Here is a 23,162-nt window from a genome sequence, read left to right as displayed (position 1 = left end):
TGTTTTGCTATTCCACCTTACTTTTTTCTAATTAAGAATTTCTTTTGAGACTCTTTTTAATTCTTCTAGCTTTAATTACTAATTTACGCTTAATTACATTTTTAATAACTTTAGGTTTAAGCTCTTTAAGTGTTACGCTTTGTGCATCATATTTTCTGTAAAGTGTAATAGCATCAAATTTACATCTAGTTGTACATGCACCACAACCTATACATTGATATTCATCTACAGTTGTAGCTCCACAACCAAGACAACGTTCTGTTTCCTTCTTCACTTGCTCTTCTGTAAATGTAGGACGTAAATCTCTAAATGTTTCTTTTGATTTAGCTCCTTCTATATGATCTATTTTTTGTCTCTTAATATGATCATAACCTTCTAAAGTTAAGTTTTCTTTATCCAATGCATGATAAGCTCTTCTATCACGTCCATAAACTAAGCTTTGTCCAGGATGAACATAACGGTGAATTGATATTGCACCTTCTTTACCTAAAGCAATAGCATCTATAGCAAATTTAGGGCCAGTCAAAGCATCTCCACCTGCAAATACATCTGGTTCTTTTGTTTGTAAAGTAAATGAATCTGCTTTAATTGTCCTGTTTGGATTTAATTCTACTTTACTATTTTCTAGCAAATTGCCCCAATCTATTCCTTGACCTACTGAAATCAGAACATGATTTGTGTTAACAATCTTTGTTTCATTTTCATCAAATACAGGACTAAATTTTCCACTCTTATCGAAAACTGAAATACATTTTTTGAATTCTATTCCTATAACTTTTCCATTTTCTTCAACAATTCTTTTGGGACCCCAAGAATTGTTAACCTCGATATCTTCTTCTATTGCTTCTTCAATTTCTTCATCAAGTGCCGGCATTTCTTTTCTGCTTTCTAGACAAAACATATCAACTTTTGAAGCTCCAACTCTTATAGCTGTTCTTGCAACGTCAATAGCAACATTTCCACCACCAATTACAACTACATTTCCTTCAAGTTTTACTTCATTGCCTAGATTTACATTACGTAAAAAATCAACACCTGTAATAACACCTTCTGAATCTTCGCCCTCAACACCAAGTTTTCTACCGGTCTGAGCACCGATTGCAAGATAGAATGCCTCGTATCCTTGATCTCTTAAATATTTAAGACTTACATCTTTTCCAACTTCAACACCAACTTTAAATTTCACTCCTAATTCTCTTAAAATTTCAATTTCTGCATTTATAACATCTTTTTCTAATCTATAAGATGGAATTCCAAGTGTCAGCATTCCACCAAGTGCTTTTTGCTTTTCAAATACAGTTACTTTATAACCATCAAGAGCTAAATAGAAAGCACATGACAGACCTGAAGGCCCACCACCAATAATAGCAATTTTATTTCCATATTCATGTCTTAATTTTGGTACATAACGATTGTCCTTATTTAAGTCTTGTTCAGCAATAAATTTTTTAATTTCATCAATAGCAACCGGCTCATCAATGTCCCCTCTAGTACATTCAGATTCACATTTTCTTGGACAAATACGTCCACATACTGCTGGAAATGGATTTTCATGTTTTATAAGTTCAAGTGCTTCTTTATATCTTCCCTGAGAAGCTAATTTAATATAACCTTGAACAGAAATGTGTGCTGGACAATTTGTTTTACATGGACTTGTACCAGTTTCAACAACATTTTCTCTATTAATACGATAATCAACATTCCATTTATCTTCACCCCACTCTGTGTTATAAGCAAAGTCTTCTCTCTTCTTTTCAACAATTGGAGTTTTAGTACATAATTTTTGACCTAATTTCAATGCATTAACAGGGCAAACTTGAACACATTCTCCACAAGCAACACATTTGTCTTTATCTACTTTAGAAACATAATTTGAACGTACCATGTCATTATTTTGAAACATTCCAGCAATTCTTGTAGCGTAACATGAACATCCACAACAGTTACATATAGCATGAGTATGCCCTGGCCCATCTGCATTGGGAATTTGATGCATTAAACCGTTTTCTTCAGCTCTTTTAATAATCTCAAAAGCTTCTTCACGAGTAATTTTTCTACCTCTTCCTGTGCGTATATAATATTCCGCAGCATGTCCAAGTTGAATACACATATCTTCTTTTAAATGACCGCATCCTTCTCCCATAGCTTCTCTTGATGTACGACAAGAACAATCTGAAACAGAAAAAATTGTATTTTCATTAAGATATTTAGAAATTTCTTCATATGATGCTCTTCTAGTCTCACCTTGAATAGCTGTTTCTATAGGAATAACACGCATGGGACCTGTTCCTACTGAAAAAATACCTGCTGTTATATAAGCTTTTTTTCTTCCATACCCTTCAAAAGCCTCTGCAATTTGCTTATAATTTTCAATACTTTCCCTACTAGGGTGGTTAACTATCATTTCCATTTGCCCTGGAACCCAAAGATCAAACCAAAATTTATCAACCCCATCTATTTCATTTACAAAGCAAGCACCTGCAAAAGCTAAATCTAATAATAGCTTTGCTGTTTCTTCTACAGATTTACCACACAAAGCAGCCACTTCTTCAGCACTCTTCTTTTTACGTAATTCAAGACAAAGTCCTACTTCTGCCATTTCATCCGTAACAACTGGTTCTAAAATTTTATATTCTGGGTCTTCTGGTGTAATTGCAGCTTTTGAACCTCTTTTTTTCATACTTATATGATTAGCAAAATCCAATACTTTTTGTTTTACCATATCTATTCCCCCATTTAAAATTTGCTATGCTTTAAGCTACTGTTGATATTTTAGTATTCTTAAAGTAAATTCCTCTGTCCATGAGCTTTATACTACAATATCAACATGGTTTTAAAATATAGCTTAAAATTTATATGACATTATTTTTCATTCCAAGTCTTAACTTCAGTACGTATCCATTCAGTCCATGTATCAATTCCTTCTCCAGTTTTAGCAGAAATAGGAATTATCTTAATATTTGGGTTCAATCTTGTAGCATACTCTTTAACTGCTTCTAAATTAAAATCAAAATAATCTATGGCATCTATCTTATTTATTAATAAAACATCAACAATAGAAAACATTAAAGGATATTTTAGAGGCTTATCATCCCCCTCTGGTACACTTAAAATCATTGCATTTTTTGATGCACCAGTATCAAATTCTGCTGGGCATACCAAATTTCCTACATTTTCTAATATTGCAAAATCAATTTCTTCTGTTCCTAGTCCATATAGACCTTGTTTTGTCATATCTGCATCCAAATGGCACATACCACCTGTATGCAATTGTATTACTTTAGTACCAGTTTTAGACACAGTACTTGCATCTACATCTGAATCAATATCTGCTTCTAAAATTCCTATTCTCATTTCATCTTTCAAAGCTTCAATAGTTCTTAAAACAGTTGTTGTTTTACCAGAACCTGGTGAGGACATTAAATTTAATAAAAAAGTTTTACTTTTTTTTAATTCTTCTCTAAGCAAATCTGCTTGTCTATCATTATCTTCAAAAACACTTTTCTTAATATCAATGACTTTATACTTATCCATATAATTCTCGACCCCCATTTTTGTTAAATTCCATCCTTTTATTTTTTTATATTTGGCTATGTTTTAGCAAAGTGTTGATATATGCATAAGCAAAGTGGGCTGAGTAAAATGCCACTTTATCTATTGCATATATCAACACGCATTTAAAACAGAGCCTTACATTTAAATAATAAAAAGCATTACCTTAAGGAAAATTATATCATATAATCCATAATAAGGATTAATATTTTTCACATAATTTTCTTATTCTTATAACTGTATTTGTAAATTGCTTTGATTTTTTCATACTATACTTTAACAAAATATAAAATCACTGTGTTTTTATATTAAATATAATATGAAACTATTAATATATGTTATGATATAATTTTTGACTTAAACTTAATACTTACTAATTACAAAGACTAATACAAAAATCCACAATATTAATTTATTGTGGATTTTATGGTAGAGGCTAGATATCTATATGCTCCATTAGCTCTTTCTCGCTATCGTTATAATTTTTTATTTATATTCTATTATTTATTAATGCTTATTACTTCTGTCTCATCTTTTGGTAAAATTAAATTTAAGGCTATAGCTACTAATGTAGTTACAACTATTGAAGATTTCCCAAAAATTGATATAAACCAAGCTGGGAATAAAGCTAATGCATCTGGAACTTGAACTATTCCTACACCTAAAGCAATTGATAAGCCTACAATAGCAGTATTTCTAGCTGTAAGTTTAATTGATGAAATCATCTTAATTCCAGTCATTGTAATAGTTGCAAATACTGATAGTGTAGCTCCTCCAAGTACACACTGTGGAATACTTGTTAATATTGATGCAAATTTAGGTACTATTCCTGATATTATAATAACTATTGAAGCAAATACAAATACGCTTCTATTTATAACTTTGTTCATGGTTACTATGCCAACATTTTGACTAAATGTTGCAGTAGGCATACCGCCAAAAAATGCACCAACAATGCTACTAATACCATTACCAATTATTCCACCTGAAAGCTCTTTGTCTGTAGGAACTCTATTCATTCCTCCCCCAGTAGTAGCTGAAAAATCACCTATTGCTTGAACAGAATTTACAATATGCATTATAACCATAGATATAATTGCTGTAGCATTAAAGCTCATTCCAAAATGCATAAATTTAGGTATTTGCATCCACCCTGCTGTTTGAACATCTGTAAAAGAAACCATTCCAAAACATAAAGCAACAATATAACCCACAATAATTCCTACTAATATAGATGCAAGCTTTAATGATCCTTTAGTAAAATAATTTAAAAATATTACTACACATAAAGTTATAAGTGCAATCCCCCAGTTTTTAGGTGAACCAAAAGTTGAACTTCCAGCTCCACCAGCTATATATCTAATAGCAACTGAATATAATGATAAACCTATTGAGAATATAACAGTTCCTGTTACTATTAATGGAAATAATTTAATTAACTTTTTAACAAATATTCCAAAAATAACAGCTACTATTCCTCCAATTACTTGTGCTCCCAAAATTGTTGCAATATTAAATTCATCAGCTATGGCTATTAATGTTGGTACATAAGCAAAACTTGTTCCTACAATTATAGGCAATTTAGAACCAATTACTCTAAATATAGGGAAAAGTTGAATTAAAGTTGCTATCCCTGCAAAAAATAATGATGATTGAACAAGTAGAATTTTATCTTCTGGGCTTAATCCACATACACCTGCTACTATTATAGCTGGAGTAACGCACCCAATAATCATAGCTACAACATGTTGTAATCCTAACGGAACTATTTCTTTTAAATTTGGTCTACCTTCAAATTGAAAAAGTAAAGACTTCTCATTTAATCCCATAAAAAAACTCCCCCTTGTACTAAAACCTTGTTATACGTTTACAATGATTTTTATAAATATTATTACGCAATACTTATGCCAATTAAATTTACTATTTTTACCCATTACTTAAGTTTATAATAATTAAATTCATTTTATATACAAAAAAATTTTTAATAATTATCACTTTGATAACTTTTTTCTCATTTTGATAACTTTTTTCTTTCTTAGTCCCTTGATTTTCACTTATTATGCGTTATTTAATTTATCATTTTAATAAATTAAATTAGAAAATGCTAATATTTCTTAAAAACTCAATACATAATTTATTATAAATTGACAACAAATATAACTATTGGTATTCTAAATACAATAATAGGTAGATTTATGTAAAATAAATCTACCTATTATTAATTTAATTAGTTCTATATTTTTTCTAAAAGATATTTATATATATGATAACTTATATATTAAAAATCTATCTCTACTATCATTTTTAAAATTATCTAACCTTATTTCTTTCTTTATCATAAAAAATGTATATTGTTCTAAGAAAAATATATAGTCATTTGAAGGATAAAAAAGTATAATTTCTATATTTCTTTTATTTTTATATACTGAACCTATAATATTATCTATTACCTTCATAAAAATTTCTATTGAAAAGGGATTAAAAAAATAAAACTTATTATCTTCTGGTTGAATCTCATATTTTTCTGCTAATGTACAAACAAATTTAATCTTATCTTCGTCACCGTTATGCTTTTCTAAATAACATTTTTTATTATTTAAAGCTTGTTTATAAAAATATTTACTCATTTCAATTCCAGTCACTTCACATTTGAATAAATAATTTAAGTAAAAATTAAGCCTGCCCTTTCCACATCCGAAATCAACTACTGAATCCGTATTATTTAATTTATATTCTTCACATAATTTATTTAAAGCTTCATAGGCTGTTGGTTCATATCTATTATAATGTATAGTTGCCTCTTCTAAATCTTGTTTTCCAGCTGTTTTAATATTTAATATATTTTCATAATATTGTTCTTCCATATAATATCCTCTTATTAAATGACTAATGTCCCTTATGTTTTTCTTTGCGTTTATCTTTCTTCATTTCATACTGTTTTCTTTCTTCTGCTTCCTTTTTTTCTTTGCTTCTCTTCCTACCTTCTATCTTATTAGCTTCATGTTGCTTTTTTAGGGCTATTTGTGCTTTCGTTCCAATCCCCTTGTTTTCTAATTGTTTTTTTATTAGTCGTTGTTCCCTCTTAGGATTCACACGCTTTAATAAAAACTTTTTATCTTCAAATTCCTGTTCGATAAAATTCAATTTGTAATAATTGTTTAATACAAATTCAAAAACTTCTGCATCCTTTGGTTCTGCACCAAAAGTTATTTTACTAATTTTGTAGTATTCCCCTTCTTGAATTTCAAAAATTCCTATCCAAAAAGGTTCGTTGAAAAAAACTGTTAGTTTAACTGATATTAACATAAATTTCTCCTCCTGAAAATAAAAAATTCTCAAGAGAATGGACAACCCAGGAGGGCAGGTTACTGCTATATTTTTATATAGGTTCTGACTACCAACAGAACTGTGTTTTTATCTCTCATTTAATATTATACCCAATTTATTGAACATGATAAACATTTTATACAATAAATAACTTTGACTAGAGACACTTTTTTTATAAGTATCTCGTCTATATGTACCAATTTATTTCTAATTGATTCTTTTATAACAATTTTTCTATTGTGGTATTAAAATATATCTTAAAACAAATAGTGCTGCTAAGATATACATAAGAGGATGAACCTCTTTTCTTTTACCTGCAACCAACTTAACTATTGGATAAGTAATTATACCCCAAGCTATTCCATTAGCTATTGAGTAACTAAAAGGCATCATAACTATAGTAAAGAAAGCTGGTATAGCTTCATCTAGTGTTGAAAAATCAACCTTTGTTATTGTTTGAATCATTAAAATACCTATAAGAATTAAAACTGGTGCAGTAGCTTGTGCAGGTATTATCCCAACTAAACCAGAAAAGAATAAAGTTAAAGCTGTAAATATACTTACCACTACAGCTGTTAAACCTGACCTCCCTCCCTCTGCAATTCCAGCAGTTGATTCAATATACACTGAGATAGTAGGAAGTCCAAAACATGCACTAAGAGTAGTTGAGAAAGAATCTACTATAAGAGCTTTATTCATATTTTTAGGCGTTCCATTTTCATCTATCATATTTGCCTTCTGTGAAGTACCTACCAAAGTTCCTATAGTATCAAACATATCCACTAATGAAAATGTTAAAATAACCATTACCACAGCTGTTATTGCTCCTACAGCGCCAGCCCCATTATGAGATACAAGACCACTAAAATCCATCTTCATAAATGTTGGTGCCAAAGATGGAGGAAGTGAGAATATTTTTACATTAACTAAATTTGTTATACCCATAGGGATTCCAATAAGAGTAGTTGCAGCTATGCCAATAATCATATATCCCTTAATATTTTTTACCATTAAAATTATCATTATGAAAATTCCTATAATAGTAAGTAAAATTCCCTTTTGAGTAAAGTCTCCAAATTGCATTAAAGTTCCTGGATTTGCTATTACTATTCCCCCATTTTTAAGTCCTATTAAAGCTATGAATAGTCCTATACCAGAAGTCATTGCGATTTTTAAATTTTGAGGCAATGAATTTACTATTAACTGTCTTAAAGATGTCACTGTACATATTATGAATACAATACCTGATATAAATACAGCTGCCACCGCTTGTTGCCAGGTAAATCCCATGGTTAAACATACTCCATAAGTGAAGAATGCTACAAGTCCCATACCTGGTCCTAGAACATATGGAAGGTTAGAATATAACCCCATAAATAATGTAGTTATTGTGAAAATAACACAAGTAGCTGTAAATATAGCACCTACTACAGGGTCATTTATTATACTTAAATTATTAGCTGCATCTCCTAAGGCTCCTTGAGAATTCATACCAGCTTCCTTAAGAATATTTGGAATAACTAATATGGCGTAGGCTATAGTTATAAAACTTGTTATTCCAGCTAAAATTTCTGTTTTAGTTGTTGTGCCATTTTCCTTTAACTTAAATAATTTTTCGAGAATTCCTTTATTATTCATACTCTCCTCCTAAAAATAAATATAAAAAGGCTACCATTGGATATAGGTAAATCCAATGGTAGCTACAGCTTCTAATTTTATATAGCAAAAACGGATTAACCCATAGCTAAGAAGTTTACGGCTTCTTGTAGAAACTCTTTGCCCAATTGCAAAAATTATATGGATATCATTAAATTATAAATTTATTATAACAGAGAATTTTCTAAATGCAACGGTATTATTTCCCACGATTCAACAAATTTAGATTTCATTTTAAATAAAAAACCACCATTGAATATAGATAAATTCACTGGTGGCTACAATTCTACTTTATTTGTTTATACTACTGGTCTATTACATGATATTCACTAATCCTGTTAAATAATCATTTTCTATCTTTATAATTCTCTTTAATATAAATCCCCTGTAGGTTTTTCCTTAACTTCACCAGGTTTTTCTATAACAGAAAAACCTATGCATCTATTTTTCTTATTTCCTTCTATAAATACATTTATATCTTCCATATTCCATTCTGATAGTTCTTCATCTCTAACCTTATTTATTTTTGATATAGTCTTTTCTAAATCAGTAGATTCCCCTACCAAATCTCCGATTTCTTTTATATATCTTATGAAAACCTTAAACTCTTCATTGGTATATTTAGAATGATGAGATGGTATATAATATTCAGAGCCATAAGAAATAAGCTTATCTAAAAGTGGATATAGCTTTTCTCTTGAATAACTCCATGGACCATTATACATATCTAAATACATCGCATCTCCCATAAATGTTACCTTTTCTTCTACTACATTTACTAAGCAGCAATCTTTTGAATGGTCAGCATTTATATATTCTACCATTACTGTTACTCCACCTAAATCTATCCCTATACTTCCATCAAATATAATATCTGCATTTGCTACTTCTATATTTCTATCATTATTTGGATGCTCTATTTTTATATGCTGTTCACAAAATTCTATTTCTTGTCCATTTTCTACTCTCTCCCTAATAGCCTTATCAGTCCATTCTAATCCTTTCATCCATTCTAATTTTTCATTAGACTTTTTATGTACTATATTAATTAAATTCATAGTTTTCATTCCCAAAACATGATCCCAATGCCAGTGGGTTAAAACTAAATATTTAATCTTTGGTATATCTAATTCCTGTACATAATTCAAAAACTTTTCTGCATGATCTTTTGAATTACCACCATCAATCACTAATGAATACGAATCTCCTACTACTAATCCTAAAACTGGTCTATCCCCTTCTTGTTCAAAATCCATATAATAAACTCTATCTGTTAATTTATTAAACATCTTATCTCCTCCTTCTATATCCTTGTCTTTTTACTTTACTATCATAATGACATATATATGATAAGCTCAATTACAAAATCGTTTATAGCATTGTTTAAAAGGAACTAATGAAGATCATAGCATTAAATGGAGTTAAAAAAAAGCAATATTAGTATTAGTTATTTCAACGATAATAATAGCCATAGAAAATAGATTTTTTCAATTTTCTTAAATAGTAATATTAAATCCTTTGATATTACTATTTAAGTTGACTAATCCATATAAGTTATTTTATACTTTTATTGGAATAATAAGTATCTGTAAATATATTATTGAAATTGTAACTAAATACAAAAGGAGATTATTTAATGGGTTTTATACGCAACTTATTCAAAGGAAAAAAAGACAAAAATCATATGGATTCAAATAATTTTTATAATACTCAAGAAAATGAAAATGCTTTAAATAATTCTGATTTAACAAATGAAGAAAAAGTACTTAATATACTGATTAATTCTGTTGAAAATAGTGTACTAGAATCTAATTCATTATTTATAACAGATATAAAGTTAAAAATAGAAGTACATGTTCCTCAAGCTACTGAAAATATGGCACAAGTTATATTTGTGTTAAAACATAATTTATTTAATGAAGAGTTTGTTGAATCATCAGCAGGTGTTGGAAATACTACAGATATAGCATTACAACAGGCAACTGCCAGCTTCTGTTTTTCTGCTTTATGTGGTATAACACATGCTTTAAAGGATGAAGATGGACAAGACTTTGAAAGTAAATTTAACAAAAAGATGAGTAAATTCAAACTATATAAAAGCTGCATATCATCTCAAGGTAAAAAGAAAGTTCAGCAAAATCCTATAGATTATTGGGAAGTTATTAATAATGAAATAAAAAATAGATTAGGCATCAAACCAGTATACTGGGTAAAAATATATCTTAGCAAAACTGCTAATTCAGTTAACTGTGAATGTCGAATAAATGGAATAGTAAGTAACAACATTACTAAAATATTAAATAAAATTGCAGAAGAATGGGATGTAGAAACTACTTTATATTCAGAAAAGCAATTCTTTGTTTTGATACAAGCTAAGGAAACCTACACTCAATACAAATTCAGCAAAGAACAAGTCATTCACAATACACTAAAAGCATTAGATTTGTTTAAATTATGTGATACAAACGAAAAATATGAAAATTTATATTATCAGTTCATAAAAATGTGTAATGATCCATCTTTAGCATGTGACTTATTTAACTTTATTCCAGAGATATTCTGTAAATTTATCTTTCCTGAAGTACAATATGCTGAGAATATGACACTATGTAGTAGCATCGAAAATGTTACTTTATTTAAAGATCAGCTTACTTCTTATAACTGGATATATCAAACTATTGATAATCAAATAAGAAGAGGTTGTTTTAATAATGATGAATTTAGAAATATTGTAACCTGCAGTGCTTCATTTAACGCTATAAACAAAGCTCTTAATGATGGAAGTAAAATAGAAGATTTACTTATGTGTCCTTTATCTTTTAATATTTGTGAAGATTACATTATTTCATAACTTATTTATTGTAAATTCCTGTACAACCTCAAACAGCAGATAGTTTCATGTCAAATCAAAACTATCTGCTGCTTTTATTTAATTACCTTAATATATATAACTTGCTTACAAGAAATTAAAATGTTCCAACATAAAATTATTTTTTATCTATCCTTATCTCTTCACCCTTTAATGCTTTTTCAAGTAATTCTGGAAGAAAATTGGGTGAACATGCAAAACTCGGTACTCCAAACTTAGCAAACTTATTTGCAAGATCCTTATTGTAATATGGTTCTCCATTATCACTTATTGCAAGAAGACACACAACAGTTACTCCACTTTCTTTAAGATATTTTATCTTATTTATTAGTGCACCCTGATTACCCCACTCTTCAAGATCTGATATGAGAAATAAAAGTGTTTTCTTTGGATCTCTTATAAACTGCTCACAATAAACTACTGATTTATGTATATCAGTACCTCCACCAAGCTGTATTCCAAAAAGCATATCAACAGGATCATCATATTTTTCAGTAAGGTCAACAATACTTGTATCAAATGCAACAACCCTTGTACTTACAGATGACATTTTTGCAAGAATACATCCCATTACTGTTGAATATAAAATTGATTCTCCCATTGATCCACTCTGATCAATATCAAGTATTATATTCCATCCATTTGCTTTATTCATATGCTCAAAAAAATACATTTTTTCAGGTATTATTTTATTTAAATCTTTATTGAAATTTTTTAAATTCCTTCTTATTGTATAGTTAAAATCAAGACTTGATGCTGTTCCTCTTGAAACATGATTCTTTTTGTTTAGTGCTGCAAGAACTGCTTTCTGCACATCATTATTTATTCTTTTATTTATATCCTCTACAATATTTTGTATATACTGACGTACACTTTCTTTTGAACGTTCTGGAACCTGGTTTTTGAGTGTTAATAATGTGCAAGCAAGATTTATATCTGGTGCCATTCCATTTAATACTTCTGGTTCAAGCAAAAGTTGTTTCATTCCTTTTCTTTCTATTGCATCATTTTGAATTACCTTAACTATATCCTTGTCAAATATTTTTCTTATGTCTCCAAGCCATTTTGAAATCTTAGGAGCAGAAAACCCGTTACCTGCACCGCCATATTTCTCAAGTTCATGATTGCTGTTGTCATAAATGGCATCTAATGCATTAGCCATTAGGAGTTCTTCTTTATCAAGTGCTATAATTCCTTTATCTCCAACTGTGCTTTTAAATGATTCCTCACTTTCTTTTCCAAGAACCATTCTCCACTTTTTTATATTTTCAGTTTTCTCCAAACATTCTACCCCCTAAAAATCATCAAAATTGAAATTATCAAGATCTTCTAATATTTTTTCTTCATCTTCTGATAATTCTTCATTTAAATATTCACTTAAATCATCTGCACTTATTCCCCATAAGTTTGCAAGATTTTCTGCTACCATATATTTTTCTTTTCCATTAAAGGTACTGAATGTTCTGTGAAGAAATACTACTGCACTTTTGAATTCTTCCTTATCAAGATTCATAATATATTCATCAAGCTTTTCCCATATAGTGAGATTTCCTAAAATAACATATCTGTTTCTACATGCCAGCCCTTCAAACCATCCTGCTCCTATATCTGGTGGAATTCCTGGAAGAAGTCTTCTTCCAATTTCACTGCTAAGCATTTCCTTATCAATAAGTCCTCTTTCTATAAGAATTGAACATGCTATTCCTGAAAGTTTTGAATTTCTGTCATCTCTGTTTGAAAGCTCTATGAGTTCTCTTATATAAATTTCAGTATTAACTACATCCTCATGGTATTGTGCTATTACATCAAGCTGTTCAATTGATTTGCTTAATAATTTTGCTGCAGCATCATCACAGTTTGAACATTCAACCATTATAAGCGCTGCCCTTAAAAACAGTTCTGATAAAATTGGCTTTAATATTTCTGTGTCTATCTTTCTTATTGTTCCAAATCTAATTATATATGATAAATTAAATGCAACTTCTGAAATTTCATCTAAAGCATTTATATCCACTGCAAGTTTCTGAAGTATATTAATTGAATATGATGCCATTTTATCCATACCACACTCATAACATTTTGAAATCATCTCTGAAACTTCTTTTATCTTACTTGCTTTATCAAGCCTATCTTTCAGTACATACGCTGCTGCTATCTCTATTGTATCCCCCATTAGTGATGCTTCAACTATTTCAATTTCAGTTTCAGGCCTCCATGCTAATGTCCATGCTTCCTTCCAGTTATTATCTCCATTTAATCTTCTCTGAATTTTACCAAAAGAAATATTTAATACCTCAAGCTGATGTAAAAATGATGAACGATTTAAATCCATAAAAGCTGATTTCTCACTTTTTACTCTTCGGTTTTCCCTCAAATCCAAAGTTACATCAGTAGCAACTAAAGTTTTATATGAAGTAAGCTTTAAATCCTTTATCATAAAATTAAAATTATTTTGCAAAGATGTATTACACATTCCTTCTGGAAGATGCCCTATTTTAGTACCTATTTCAACTTCAGCAGCTGCTGTCACAATTTTACTGAACGTTCCTTCTCCAAGACATGTTTTTGCCCCGTCCCTTAAGTCCTGAAGAATAGGAATATTCCCTCCATGCATATTTGAAAGTGCTTTTGCAAGTCTTACGGCTTCTATAACTTCTGCTGATGACTTTATATGACCTTCTTTTCTCATACTTCTTACTATTACAGTAAGATATCTTTGTGGAAGTTCATCAAGTTTATTTTCATTTAATAATTTCCACATCATTTCAAAATAATTTGGTGCCTTATTTCCTGCCCCATAGCCACTTCTATCACTTAACCTGTAATATGAATAAGGCATAAGAGTAAGCTTTGAAGATTTTCTAGGAAGTTTTTTTATTTCTTCTTCACTAAGTGGTAAAGTCTTTTCACTCATAAGGCTTAATGTATGATATGCACCAGTGACTATTACCATTTTATTTTCTCTGTAACCGTCTTTTACAGCCCTTTCAATTTCACTTTTCATAAAAGCTTCTCTTAAAATATTTCTCGCATCATCTTTTTGTCTGCTTTCCTGTATCTGCCTTAAATTGCTTCCAAATTCCATCATGGCCTGTCTATAATAATTATAGTCAAGATGTTCAAAGTTCCTTTCCCAGAATGCATCATAGTCAAATTCATCACATGATCTATATAATGTTTCATATATATCTGTATAAATTTCATCTTCATTACTGATCTGTTTATCATTAAGTTCCAGATCCTTTTTTATATTGGAATCATCAGATCTTTCTGTATTTTCTTCGTCTTCACAAAGCATATTTTCCATTGCCAAAAACACATCTGATGGCAAATCAATAAAACGTACTTCCTTGTTATTAGATTTTGCCCATTTTATTGCAACATACTCTGGTGAATATGATGCAAGAGGATAAAGAATTGTTTTAACAGGCATTTCATCCGTATAAGCTAATATTGCAATTGGAGGCACAACATGTCTATTTACTATATTATCAAGTTCATTATTGGCATCACTTGGCCCTTCTACAAGTACAATATCGGGATTTATCTTATCTAAGTATTTTTTTAAAGCATATGCTCCATTAGGGGAAAGATGTCTTACAGGGAAGAAGCTGGCTGCATAATTTTTTTCATGGATATTTACTTCTTTATTGCTTCCACTCATACTTTTTTCTCACTTTCCTTAAAACTTTTTTCAATTAATAGTCTAAGAATTCATCTCATTGCATGCTGTATAAAGCTCACGCCACTCTTGTCCTCTTTTTTTCAATATATTGTTTAGATATTCCTTCCATGCCAGAACATCTTTTTCATCATCTTTTATAACTGCCCCCTGAAGTGAAGAAGCAAGATCATAATCGCTTATATCACCATTTCCAAATCCGGCTGCAAGTGCCATACTATTTGCAAGAAGTGAAATAGCTTCTGCTGTAGATAATACACCTGAAACAGGCTTTATTTTTTGTTTTCCATCAATTGTTACACCATTTCTTAATTCTCTAAATATAGTAACTACCTTTTCTATGATTTTTTCTGATGGAAGTGGTGAATTAAGTTGAAGATTTTCTGAAAGTTGTGCAACCCTTTTTGTTACAATATTAACTTCTGTCTGCATATCATCAGGAGCTGGAAGAACAACTATATTAAATCTTCTTTTAAGTGCTGCTGACATTTCATTTACACCTTTATCTCTTGTATTAGCTGTAGCAATAATAGAGAAACCTCTTGTTGCTGGAACTTCTTCTCCAAGTTCAGGAACTGAAATCCTCTTTTCTGAAAGAAGTGATATAAGCGCATCCTGAACTTCAGATGGACATCTCGAAATTTCTTCAATACGCGCTATTCCCCCTTCTTCCATTGCACTATAAACTGGACTTTTTATAAGAGCTTCTGGAGTTGGACCATTAGCAAGAAGCATTGCATAATTCCATGAATAACGAATCTGTTCTTCTGTTGTACCTGCTGTACCTTGTACAACTTTTGTGGAATTTCCATAAATAGCGGCAGTCAAATGTTCTGAAAGCCATGATTTTGCAGTTCCTGGTTCACCAACTAATAAAAGTGCTCTGTCTGTAAGAAGTGTTGCAATACATATTTCAACAAGCCTCTTGTTTCCTATATATTTAGGAGTTATTTTCTTTCCATCAACTTCACCGCCTATAATATATGTAAGAACTGCTTTAGGAGACATTTGCCATCCTGATGGTATTGAATTTTCATCACTTTTCTTTAAAATATCAATTTCTTTTTTATAAAGAACTTCTGCTGGATGTCTTAATATATCTTTTTTCTTTTTCATTCTACGTTTATCCTTCCCGCTTCTAATTTTTATCATTTAATTTTTCAAATGTTATTTATAATTCCACTAAAACAAATATGTTTATCTACCTAAAGCTAAAATGTCTATAAGACAATCAATTCTCTTTAATACAGCATCATCATAAAGTACATATTCTGATACTTCATTTTTAAGATTTTCTAAAAATGTAATATCATCAGCATTCATATATACTTGATAAGCAGGTGTTAAATATCTGAAATATTTTGAAAAATATAAAACATTATTCATGGCTTCTTCTTTGGCTCCAATTTTAAATAATATTGTCATTATACTTCTTATTCTGTTTCCATCACATATATTTTTACTATGGTTTGTGTCAAGATAATATACTTTCTTGCCTTTTGATTCAGGTTCATTTTTCATATTTTCAATATAATTTAAACAGAACTTTTTTATCCTGCTTTTTTCTTGATCATTTAGATCTTTGCTTACAAATTCATATGCATAATCAATAAGGTTTTTATCATTCATTGCAGTATATACCCATCTTTCGTCCCACGGCTTAAATTTTATTATATTTACAGGTATACGATCAGATGCTCCTACAACATAACCTGACATATAATAATAATTAAACATAATTTTTATTGAATTTGAAAGAGTTGATTCATTTGGTGAAAACTTCTTATTTATAATTTTTGAAAATTCTTCAAATATCTCTTCTTTTGAATATATCTTTTGTGCAGCTGCAAAACTTATTCCAATATAAAATTCACTCTTTTTCTTAAGATCAAAAAGATATTTATATACCGCCTCATCGTTCTGATAAAAAAGGTTTACTGCTGCATTTCTCTTATAATCTCCTAAATTAAATTCAAAATCAACAGCCTTCTTTAAGACTTCTATAATCCTTTTGGATTTAAAATTCTTTGATGCATCAAGCATTTCATAAAAAAACTCATAATCCTTAGTATTTTTTTCTCCAAATTCCTTTGTCATGCTTTCTTCAATAAGTTCAATAATTTCATCTTCTTTAATAAATAGTCTTTCATTTAAAACTTCATTTAAAAATTTTATATTTTTTAAACAATATTTTTTAACTTCTTCATCTGCCTTTTCAGTATCCATACATGCTAGCGCTAATATTCTTGCTTCTTTTAATGCTTTCTTTTTTAATTTTAAATCCAAAAGAAATTGTTCATTATTTCTATCATCTTTTAATGCTTTGATTGCTGCAGATATTACATTATCAGCATCCTCTTCAAGAACACACTTTTTATAAAAATTATTATATTTTTCTTTTCCAACATTAGATATTATTTTTACAATATTGCATTTTGCAACTTTATCACTTTTTTCAAATTTCTCCATTAATATATGTACAATATCCTCATTATATTGTGAAAGAATAGTTACAATACTAAAATCATACTCATATACATATGAATTAGATAATTCGCCTAATAAATCATTTAATAGCCTGTAATCAAAAAGTTTATTTTCCTTAAATGCTTTTTTTAATGAAGCCCATTTTGTAGTAGTTCCACCTTTTAAAATTTCTTTTATATTTCTTATTTCTGAATATCTTAAGACTGAAGTTCCTTTTATATTTTCATCAATTTCAAATTTTTCTTCCTTTTCAATGCTTTGGGAATTTCCCTGTGTATATAAAACTGCATTAATTAAATTCACAAGCTCACACATTATAATATAAGTATTTTCACTACCTTCATTTAAAAGACCTTCAAGCGTTGAATATATTTTAGAAAAAACTTGTGCTTTACTGCTTAATAACTTTATTTTCTCAGATATTTTCTTAAGTCTGAAATCATCACTTAAAGACTTTGTTCCCAAAACAGCAGCTTGTCCTAAGGAATGTTTTAACTGTATTAATAATTCGTTCATAATATCACCTTTTACTATCCTAATATTCTTATAATTTGATCATCTGTAACAATACTTATAGGCTGCATTGTAAGTTTTCCTGTATTTAAATCATGTTCAAATATACCAAGCATTACATTCTCTTTTAAATCTTTACTACCAAGCATAAACTTTAAATTTTCAAGTGTTGAAGGCATTGAGGTATCTTTTGTATTTTTAAGCATAATTGTTTCTCCATGGTCATCCTTTATTGCTAACTCCTCTCCAAACTTAACTAGCTCATTATAATGCATTAAGAAAATTGGATGTTTATCACATAATGTATTTTTAAGCTGAATCTTTACTTCTTTTAAAGCTTCTTTATAATTTGTCTTAGCAGATTTTCTTATTTCTTTTATATCTTCTTTTGAAACTTTTCTCATAACTCCGCCTTCAAATCTTATACGTGGATTATTCTGACCTGGATAAATATAAAATTCAGGTACCTCAAAAACTTCAAATATCGTATCTTCTTCCTTAATTTTGTTACTTATTCGATAAGGTCTGTAATTCATCGTCTTATAGATCTTATCTTCACTAAGATTTATGTAAAATCCTGTATCAATATAGGTTTTTCTTAAGTCATCTTCTTCACAATAAAAACCAAGCTGTAATAACTTTCCATTTTCACTGTAAAAGCCAAGATTTCTGAGTTCACTAAGTTTCCATATATAACCGAGCTTTGTAAATATATCAGCACTCTCTTCATCTATAAATTTCTTTTCTTTAATATGCTTATTTAAAACAGCTCTAGCTTTTACATTAAGATTTTGAATATATCCTAATGAATCCAATGTTTTTTCATAATATATTTCATCCTCTATATCTCTATCTTCTTTAATAATTCTTAAATTTTCTAAAATATCCCCCATTATTACTGAATGTTCTGGAAGATAATAATTACTGTTTAAAGATTTTATTAACTCTTTGTTGTATATCTTTATCTGTGATAATGTAATAGATGCAAGTCCAACTGAAAGCGTGTCATTTATAAATTTATCTACAATTTCTAAACCTTCAAGCTGTGTTTTCATTTTCTTTATAAATGCACTTACATTAACCTTCTTAGGCTTTATTATCTCTTCTTTTTTCTTTTCTTCTTTCTTTTCTATTTTTTCTCTTTTCCTTAAAACATCCTCAGGAATTTCCCCTGTTTCAAACTTACTGCTATCTTCAAAATATTGATATAAAAGTGCAGTTGCATGTTTGCATGGGATCTGTCTGCTTGGACAGCTACATCTGAAAACAGGTTCATTTTCATTAATAAAGTCTACTGATACTATATAATTCTTTTTTCCACTCCCCATACACTCCCCATAAATGAGAGTCTTATCTCCTATAATATGTGTTTTTATAATTTGATTTTTGCTTACAAGCTTTTTTGCATTATTAAATGAACTTGCATTATAAGCAGTTGATTCAACATATTCTTTGGTTAATTTCAAAATAACGTCACCTAACCTTATAACAATTTTTTAATTTTTATGTAATAAATAGTATTATACAATCAGTTTATCATATTTATGTAATATACTTAATATTTTTATATAAATTTAATAACATAAAATATATATTATGTTATTAAATTGAAACTAAATTAATTGTATATTATTGTTAATCTAAAGTATAAAAATAAAAAATGCTAAAAATCCACGAAAATGAACTGCTCCCTGTCTAGTAGACAGAGAGCAGTTCAAAATCCAATATTCAGATTTTCATAGTTTTCCTTATACTCCTATTATATTTAATACTTAAATTTATATATCATCTTAAATAAATATTAAAAAACAAAGTCTTTTAACATATTATTTAATTTTTCAAAAATTCTCAACACAAACTTTAATATATAAGGTAAGAAGAATGATGCTAATAATACTGAAGTAGCCAAAATCAGTATATTATAATTTATAACTTGTCCTAAATTAACCTGATATAGATGTATAGCCCCTATTGATATAGATCCAACTATTAATACTTTAGATGCTATCCATGAAACTACATTTATGATCTGACATAATAATATTATTATTGATAATACAGCTATTAATGGTAAAGCTAATATCTTAAATGGTAACATAAACAAATCAAATATTTGCTTAGTATTACTTTTTGGACTTTTTTCAACCATTTTTTGTTTTCTAAGTTTTTCTTCTCTATTATCATTCCTATTATTTTTCTTATCTTTATTTTCTGAAAATCCTCTTTTACCATCGTCTTTCTTTTTTGTGCTAGTATTTCTAACTTTGCTTTTTGATCTATTTCTAGAAACTGAATTTCTATTTTTATTATTAACTTCCAATTCCTTTTCTATTTCTTGCGGCTGCATAATTAGCGTTTCATTTTTATCCATTAGTGGACTTTCTTCTAACCTATTTAAAGCTTCATATGCCTCATTAAATAACTTCAAAAATTCATTAAGTCGTTTTTCATTAACTACTTCCTTTTTAATTTTTTCTACTTGCTTTTCATACGCTTCTCTTATTTCTTTTTTTGATGCATTTTTTTCTACACCTAATATTTTATGATAATCCATCATTTATCATCTCCATTTAAATATGCTATTCCTGCTGCCAGTGCTGCTTCTATCCCCTTTAATCCATTTGTATTTGGTACAATAACACTTTTTACATTTTTAATAATGTTACTGCTTACCTCAATTTTACATTTTTCAGTAACTCCACCTAAAACCTCTCTAGCCTTAGCTCCTCCATAAGCTATTGCAATTGGTTCTGTGCATTCCATTGCTGGAACTAGTTCTTCCTTCAATATTTGAACATAAGCATTATAGATTCTATCATTTTTTTCATACTAAATTACTCCCTTACATAGCATTTACCAGTTTGTAAGTAGTTTATTTGGATTTTCACCTTATTATTACTTAAAATATTATACTGAAAATTAAAGTTAATTTAAAGTACTATCGTTCATCAAGAAACGTTTAGAGATTTTAAAACTAATGGATTTAATATAGACGATACTAGGGATAATTGGCTAAATAAAAATAAAAGAGTTGTATAAAAACATAATTTTACACAACTCTTTTATAATTATATACTTCTTGCTACTTCATATGCATCCCATATAGCATACATGATATTCTTTACTTGTTTTGCATCTCCTAATATATATAAATCTTCTATTTCCATTTTCAAATCATCATATAAATTTTTATTTGATCTATATCCTATAGACATTATTACTGTATCTGCCTCTAATATTTCTTCTATACCATCACTGTTTTTAACTATTGCTCCTTCATCATTAGCTGCTGCTATAGATGTTGATGTTATTATTTTAACATTTTCATATTTTAATAAATCTTTAAGCATATCATAGTTCATAAACGGTAAATTGTGAGGTCCTCCTAAAATTTCCTTACTTTCCTCTACCATTGATGCCTTAGAAATTACAAATGATATATTAACTATTTCTAGAGGTGTAATTTATGATTGGTGCTTAAAACATGGAAATTTGAACTTAATAGAGAAGGGTTGCAAACTAACTAAAGTTTATTTAGATTCCTATTTAGTTAATAGTTGTCCTTAGATTTTGAATTTATAATACCAATTATTATTGCAATTAAATTATTTAATCTTTTCGAAGATAAAAGTATAATTTTTTCAGTGTTTTTTCAAATGTATTCTTGATTATTAATCATAAAAAAGGCACCTTTTCTTAGTAAATTTATTTGTTGCAAATAAATTTTACACTAGAATTGGTGGTTTTTTATTATTTTCATATTAATTTTTTTCTTAGAATGAATTTTGGAAATTATCTAGTTATTAGCTATCCATAGCCTACCTCTATTCTTATATCAATTTTTCTAAATTAATCACCAATTCACTAATAACTCCAACATACCTACGAATAATTACATTTAGTGTTTACTTTGTACTATTTATGTACTCCCTGTAAGTTAAATGAACTGTAAATCCTGTATCGTCAAATTTATAGTTTGTATTTTCAAGAGGAGGATTGCCAGATGCTAAATTTATTCCAATAGAATAAAGAGCTTCAGCAAGATCGTGAGGATCTAAAGCAACAGTACCTGTCATAAAACCTTTTTGTATTAAATCTTTGGCAGCTGGCATTCCATCAATACCTAAAACTGGAATTGTTTCTGATTTATTTCCTTTATTATATCCATACTTCTGTAAAGCCTCAACAGCACCTACTGCCATAGCATCATTATTAGAAATTATAGCTTCAATTTTATTACCATATTTAAGAAACAGAGCTTCAATAGAACTTTTAGCGCAATCTTGCATCCATTCACAGTTAGAGGATGTAATCTCTTCTGTTTTTATTCCAGCCTCTTTAAGTGCTAAAATAGAGTATTTTGTTCTTAAATATGTTAATGGGCTACCAATTCTGCCTTTTAACATAACATACTGCAATACATCATCATGATTTTTATCTATGAACTCTTTATTAGAATTCCATTCATTAGCAAGTATTTTTCCTTCCATAGTACCCGATTGCTCAAAATCTGCTCCAATAACAACAAATCGCTTATACGGTTTAATAAAGTTTATTATTTCTTCAGTGGGGTCTGGATTTAAAATTAAAGGAATATTTTTTCTCATGATTTTAATTAAAGTACTTTTTACATCGTCTAAGTTATGAGTAATTAAATTTATAATAAAAAGGTCATATTCTTCTGTAAGGGCTTTTTCTATACTTTCATTTTGTAAACTTTGATTATCTTTTGCATCAAAGAATGTAAATTTAACTTTATCTTTATTTTCTTTTTCAATACGTTCCAAATTTTGTTTAAGTAAAGAAACATACATAGCATTAGAATTGTCTAAGAATACACCTATCTTAACTGGAGTTTCTTTACTAAAATTTGAATTAGCAAATACATTATTTTTCAAAACTCCTATTAGAATAATTGGAATCATAATAAATATTAATATTTTTTTTAAAATGCTCATTTAAATCCTCCAAGATATCTCTTTAATTATAATAATTAATTTTAGCATTTGTATTAATAATAAAAAATATTCTAATTCAATATACTTTTCCTTAATTATATTTTCATTACATGATTTA

The 23,162-nt window shown here is 28.8% G+C and carries 16 protein-coding genes, 1 pseudogene and 1 riboswitch; of the genes and pseudogenes, 1 reads left to right on the top strand and 16 read right to left on the bottom strand.

Going from position 1 to position 23,162, the window contains the following annotated elements; translation table 11 throughout:
- Nucleotides 1–31 precede the first annotated feature (31 nt).
- The 7 genes from NG904_RS06285 to NG904_RS06255 all read right to left on the bottom strand — a co-directional run bounded on the left by NG904_RS06285 (nt 32) and on the right by NG904_RS06255 (nt 9,824).
- Nucleotides 32–2,722: an FAD-dependent oxidoreductase gene (locus NG904_RS06285; protein ID WP_252230560.1), complete on the bottom strand. Its 2,691-nt coding sequence runs from the start codon at nt 2,720–2,722 to the stop codon at nt 32–34.
- Between the two features lie 140 nt (nt 2,723–2,862).
- The gene (gene hypB / locus NG904_RS06280) at nt 2,863–3,534 is read right to left on the bottom strand and encodes a hydrogenase nickel incorporation protein HypB (protein ID WP_252214320.1); all 672 of its coding nucleotides are present in this window, start codon (nt 3,532–3,534) and stop codon (nt 2,863–2,865) included.
- A gap of 518 nt (nt 3,535–4,052) precedes the next feature.
- Nucleotides 4,053–5,381, bottom strand: a complete 1,329-nt coding sequence (locus tag NG904_RS06275; protein WP_252230557.1) for a uracil-xanthine permease family protein — start codon at nt 5,379–5,381, stop codon at nt 4,053–4,055.
- A gap of 426 nt (nt 5,382–5,807) precedes the next feature.
- Nucleotides 5,808–6,416, bottom strand: coding sequence for a methyltransferase (locus tag NG904_RS06270; protein ID WP_252230555.1), 609 nt, complete (start codon nt 6,414–6,416; stop codon nt 5,808–5,810).
- 22 nt (nt 6,417–6,438) lie between these two features.
- Nucleotides 6,439–6,858 (bottom strand): YjdF family protein, encoded by a 420-nt coding sequence (locus NG904_RS06265; RefSeq protein ID WP_252230553.1) that lies wholly within the window; start codon nt 6,856–6,858, stop codon nt 6,439–6,441.
- A 255-nt stretch (nt 6,859–7,113) separates the two neighbouring features.
- Complete coding sequence (locus NG904_RS06260) at nt 7,114–8,517, bottom strand: NCS2 family permease (RefSeq protein ID WP_252230551.1); 1,404 nt, start codon at nt 8,515–8,517, stop codon at nt 7,114–7,116.
- Between the two features lie 83 nt (nt 8,518–8,600).
- Nucleotides 8,601–8,700: riboswitch (purine riboswitch) on the bottom strand.
- Nucleotides 8,701–8,906: 206 nt separating this feature from the next.
- Complete coding sequence (locus tag NG904_RS06255) at nt 8,907–9,824, bottom strand: MBL fold metallo-hydrolase (RefSeq protein ID WP_252230549.1); 918 nt, start codon at nt 9,822–9,824, stop codon at nt 8,907–8,909.
- Between the two features lie 347 nt (nt 9,825–10,171).
- On the opposite strand from NG904_RS06255, the gene NG904_RS06250 reads away from it, so the two are divergent.
- Nucleotides 10,172–11,386 carry a DUF6348 family protein gene (locus NG904_RS06250; RefSeq protein ID WP_252230547.1) on the top strand — a complete coding sequence of 405 codons (1,215 nt, stop codon included), beginning with the start codon at nt 10,172–10,174 and terminating at the stop codon, nt 11,384–11,386.
- Nucleotides 11,387–11,522: 136 nt separating this feature from the next.
- Here NG904_RS06250 and NG904_RS06245 read toward each other — a convergent pair whose 3' ends face one another.
- The 9 genes and pseudogenes from NG904_RS06245 to NG904_RS06205 form a co-directional block, all read right to left on the bottom strand.
- Nucleotides 11,523–12,686: a VWA domain-containing protein gene (locus NG904_RS06245; protein ID WP_252214334.1), complete on the bottom strand. Its 1,164-nt coding sequence runs from the start codon at nt 12,684–12,686 to the stop codon at nt 11,523–11,525.
- 12 nt (nt 12,687–12,698) lie between these two features.
- On the bottom strand, nt 12,699–15,068 hold the full coding sequence (locus tag NG904_RS06240; protein WP_252214336.1) for a DUF5682 family protein: 2,370 nt from the start codon (nt 15,066–15,068) through the stop codon (nt 12,699–12,701).
- 42 nt (nt 15,069–15,110) lie between these two features.
- Nucleotides 15,111–16,202 (bottom strand): ATP-binding protein, encoded by a 1,092-nt coding sequence (locus NG904_RS06235; protein WP_252230545.1) that lies wholly within the window; start codon nt 16,200–16,202, stop codon nt 15,111–15,113.
- An 81-nt stretch (nt 16,203–16,283) separates the two neighbouring features.
- On the bottom strand, nt 16,284–18,089 hold the full coding sequence (locus NG904_RS06230; protein WP_252230543.1) for a hypothetical protein: 1,806 nt from the start codon (nt 18,087–18,089) through the stop codon (nt 16,284–16,286).
- A gap of 14 nt (nt 18,090–18,103) precedes the next feature.
- Nucleotides 18,104–19,552, bottom strand: coding sequence for an SWIM zinc finger family protein (locus NG904_RS06225; protein ID WP_252230541.1), 1,449 nt, complete (start codon nt 19,550–19,552; stop codon nt 18,104–18,106).
- Nucleotides 19,553–19,887: 335 nt separating this feature from the next.
- Complete coding sequence (locus NG904_RS06220; protein ID WP_252214344.1) at nt 19,888–20,643, bottom strand: J domain-containing protein; 756 nt, start codon at nt 20,641–20,643, stop codon at nt 19,888–19,890.
- Between the two features lie 23 nt (nt 20,644–20,666).
- Nucleotides 20,667–20,897: pseudogene (locus NG904_RS06215) on the bottom strand (serine dehydratase subunit alpha family protein); the annotation flags it as partial.
- Between the two features lie 257 nt (nt 20,898–21,154).
- Nucleotides 21,155–21,499, bottom strand: a complete 345-nt coding sequence (locus NG904_RS06210) for an FAD-dependent oxidoreductase (RefSeq protein WP_252230539.1) — start codon at nt 21,497–21,499, stop codon at nt 21,155–21,157.
- A gap of 492 nt (nt 21,500–21,991) precedes the next feature.
- Nucleotides 21,992–23,044: a galactose ABC transporter substrate-binding protein gene (locus NG904_RS06205; protein ID WP_252230537.1), complete on the bottom strand. Its 1,053-nt coding sequence runs from the start codon at nt 23,042–23,044 to the stop codon at nt 21,992–21,994.
- Between the last annotated feature and the right edge of the window lie 118 nt (nt 23,045–23,162).

Origin of the sequence: Clostridium sp. ZBS15 (assembly GCF_023845705.1) — a bacterium.
GTDB classification, from domain to species: Bacteria; Bacillota; Clostridia; order Clostridiales; family Clostridiaceae; genus Clostridium; species Clostridium aquiflavi.
The sequence above is the reverse complement of the archived record's forward strand: the minus strand, read 5'-3'. Positions and strand labels throughout refer to the sequence as shown.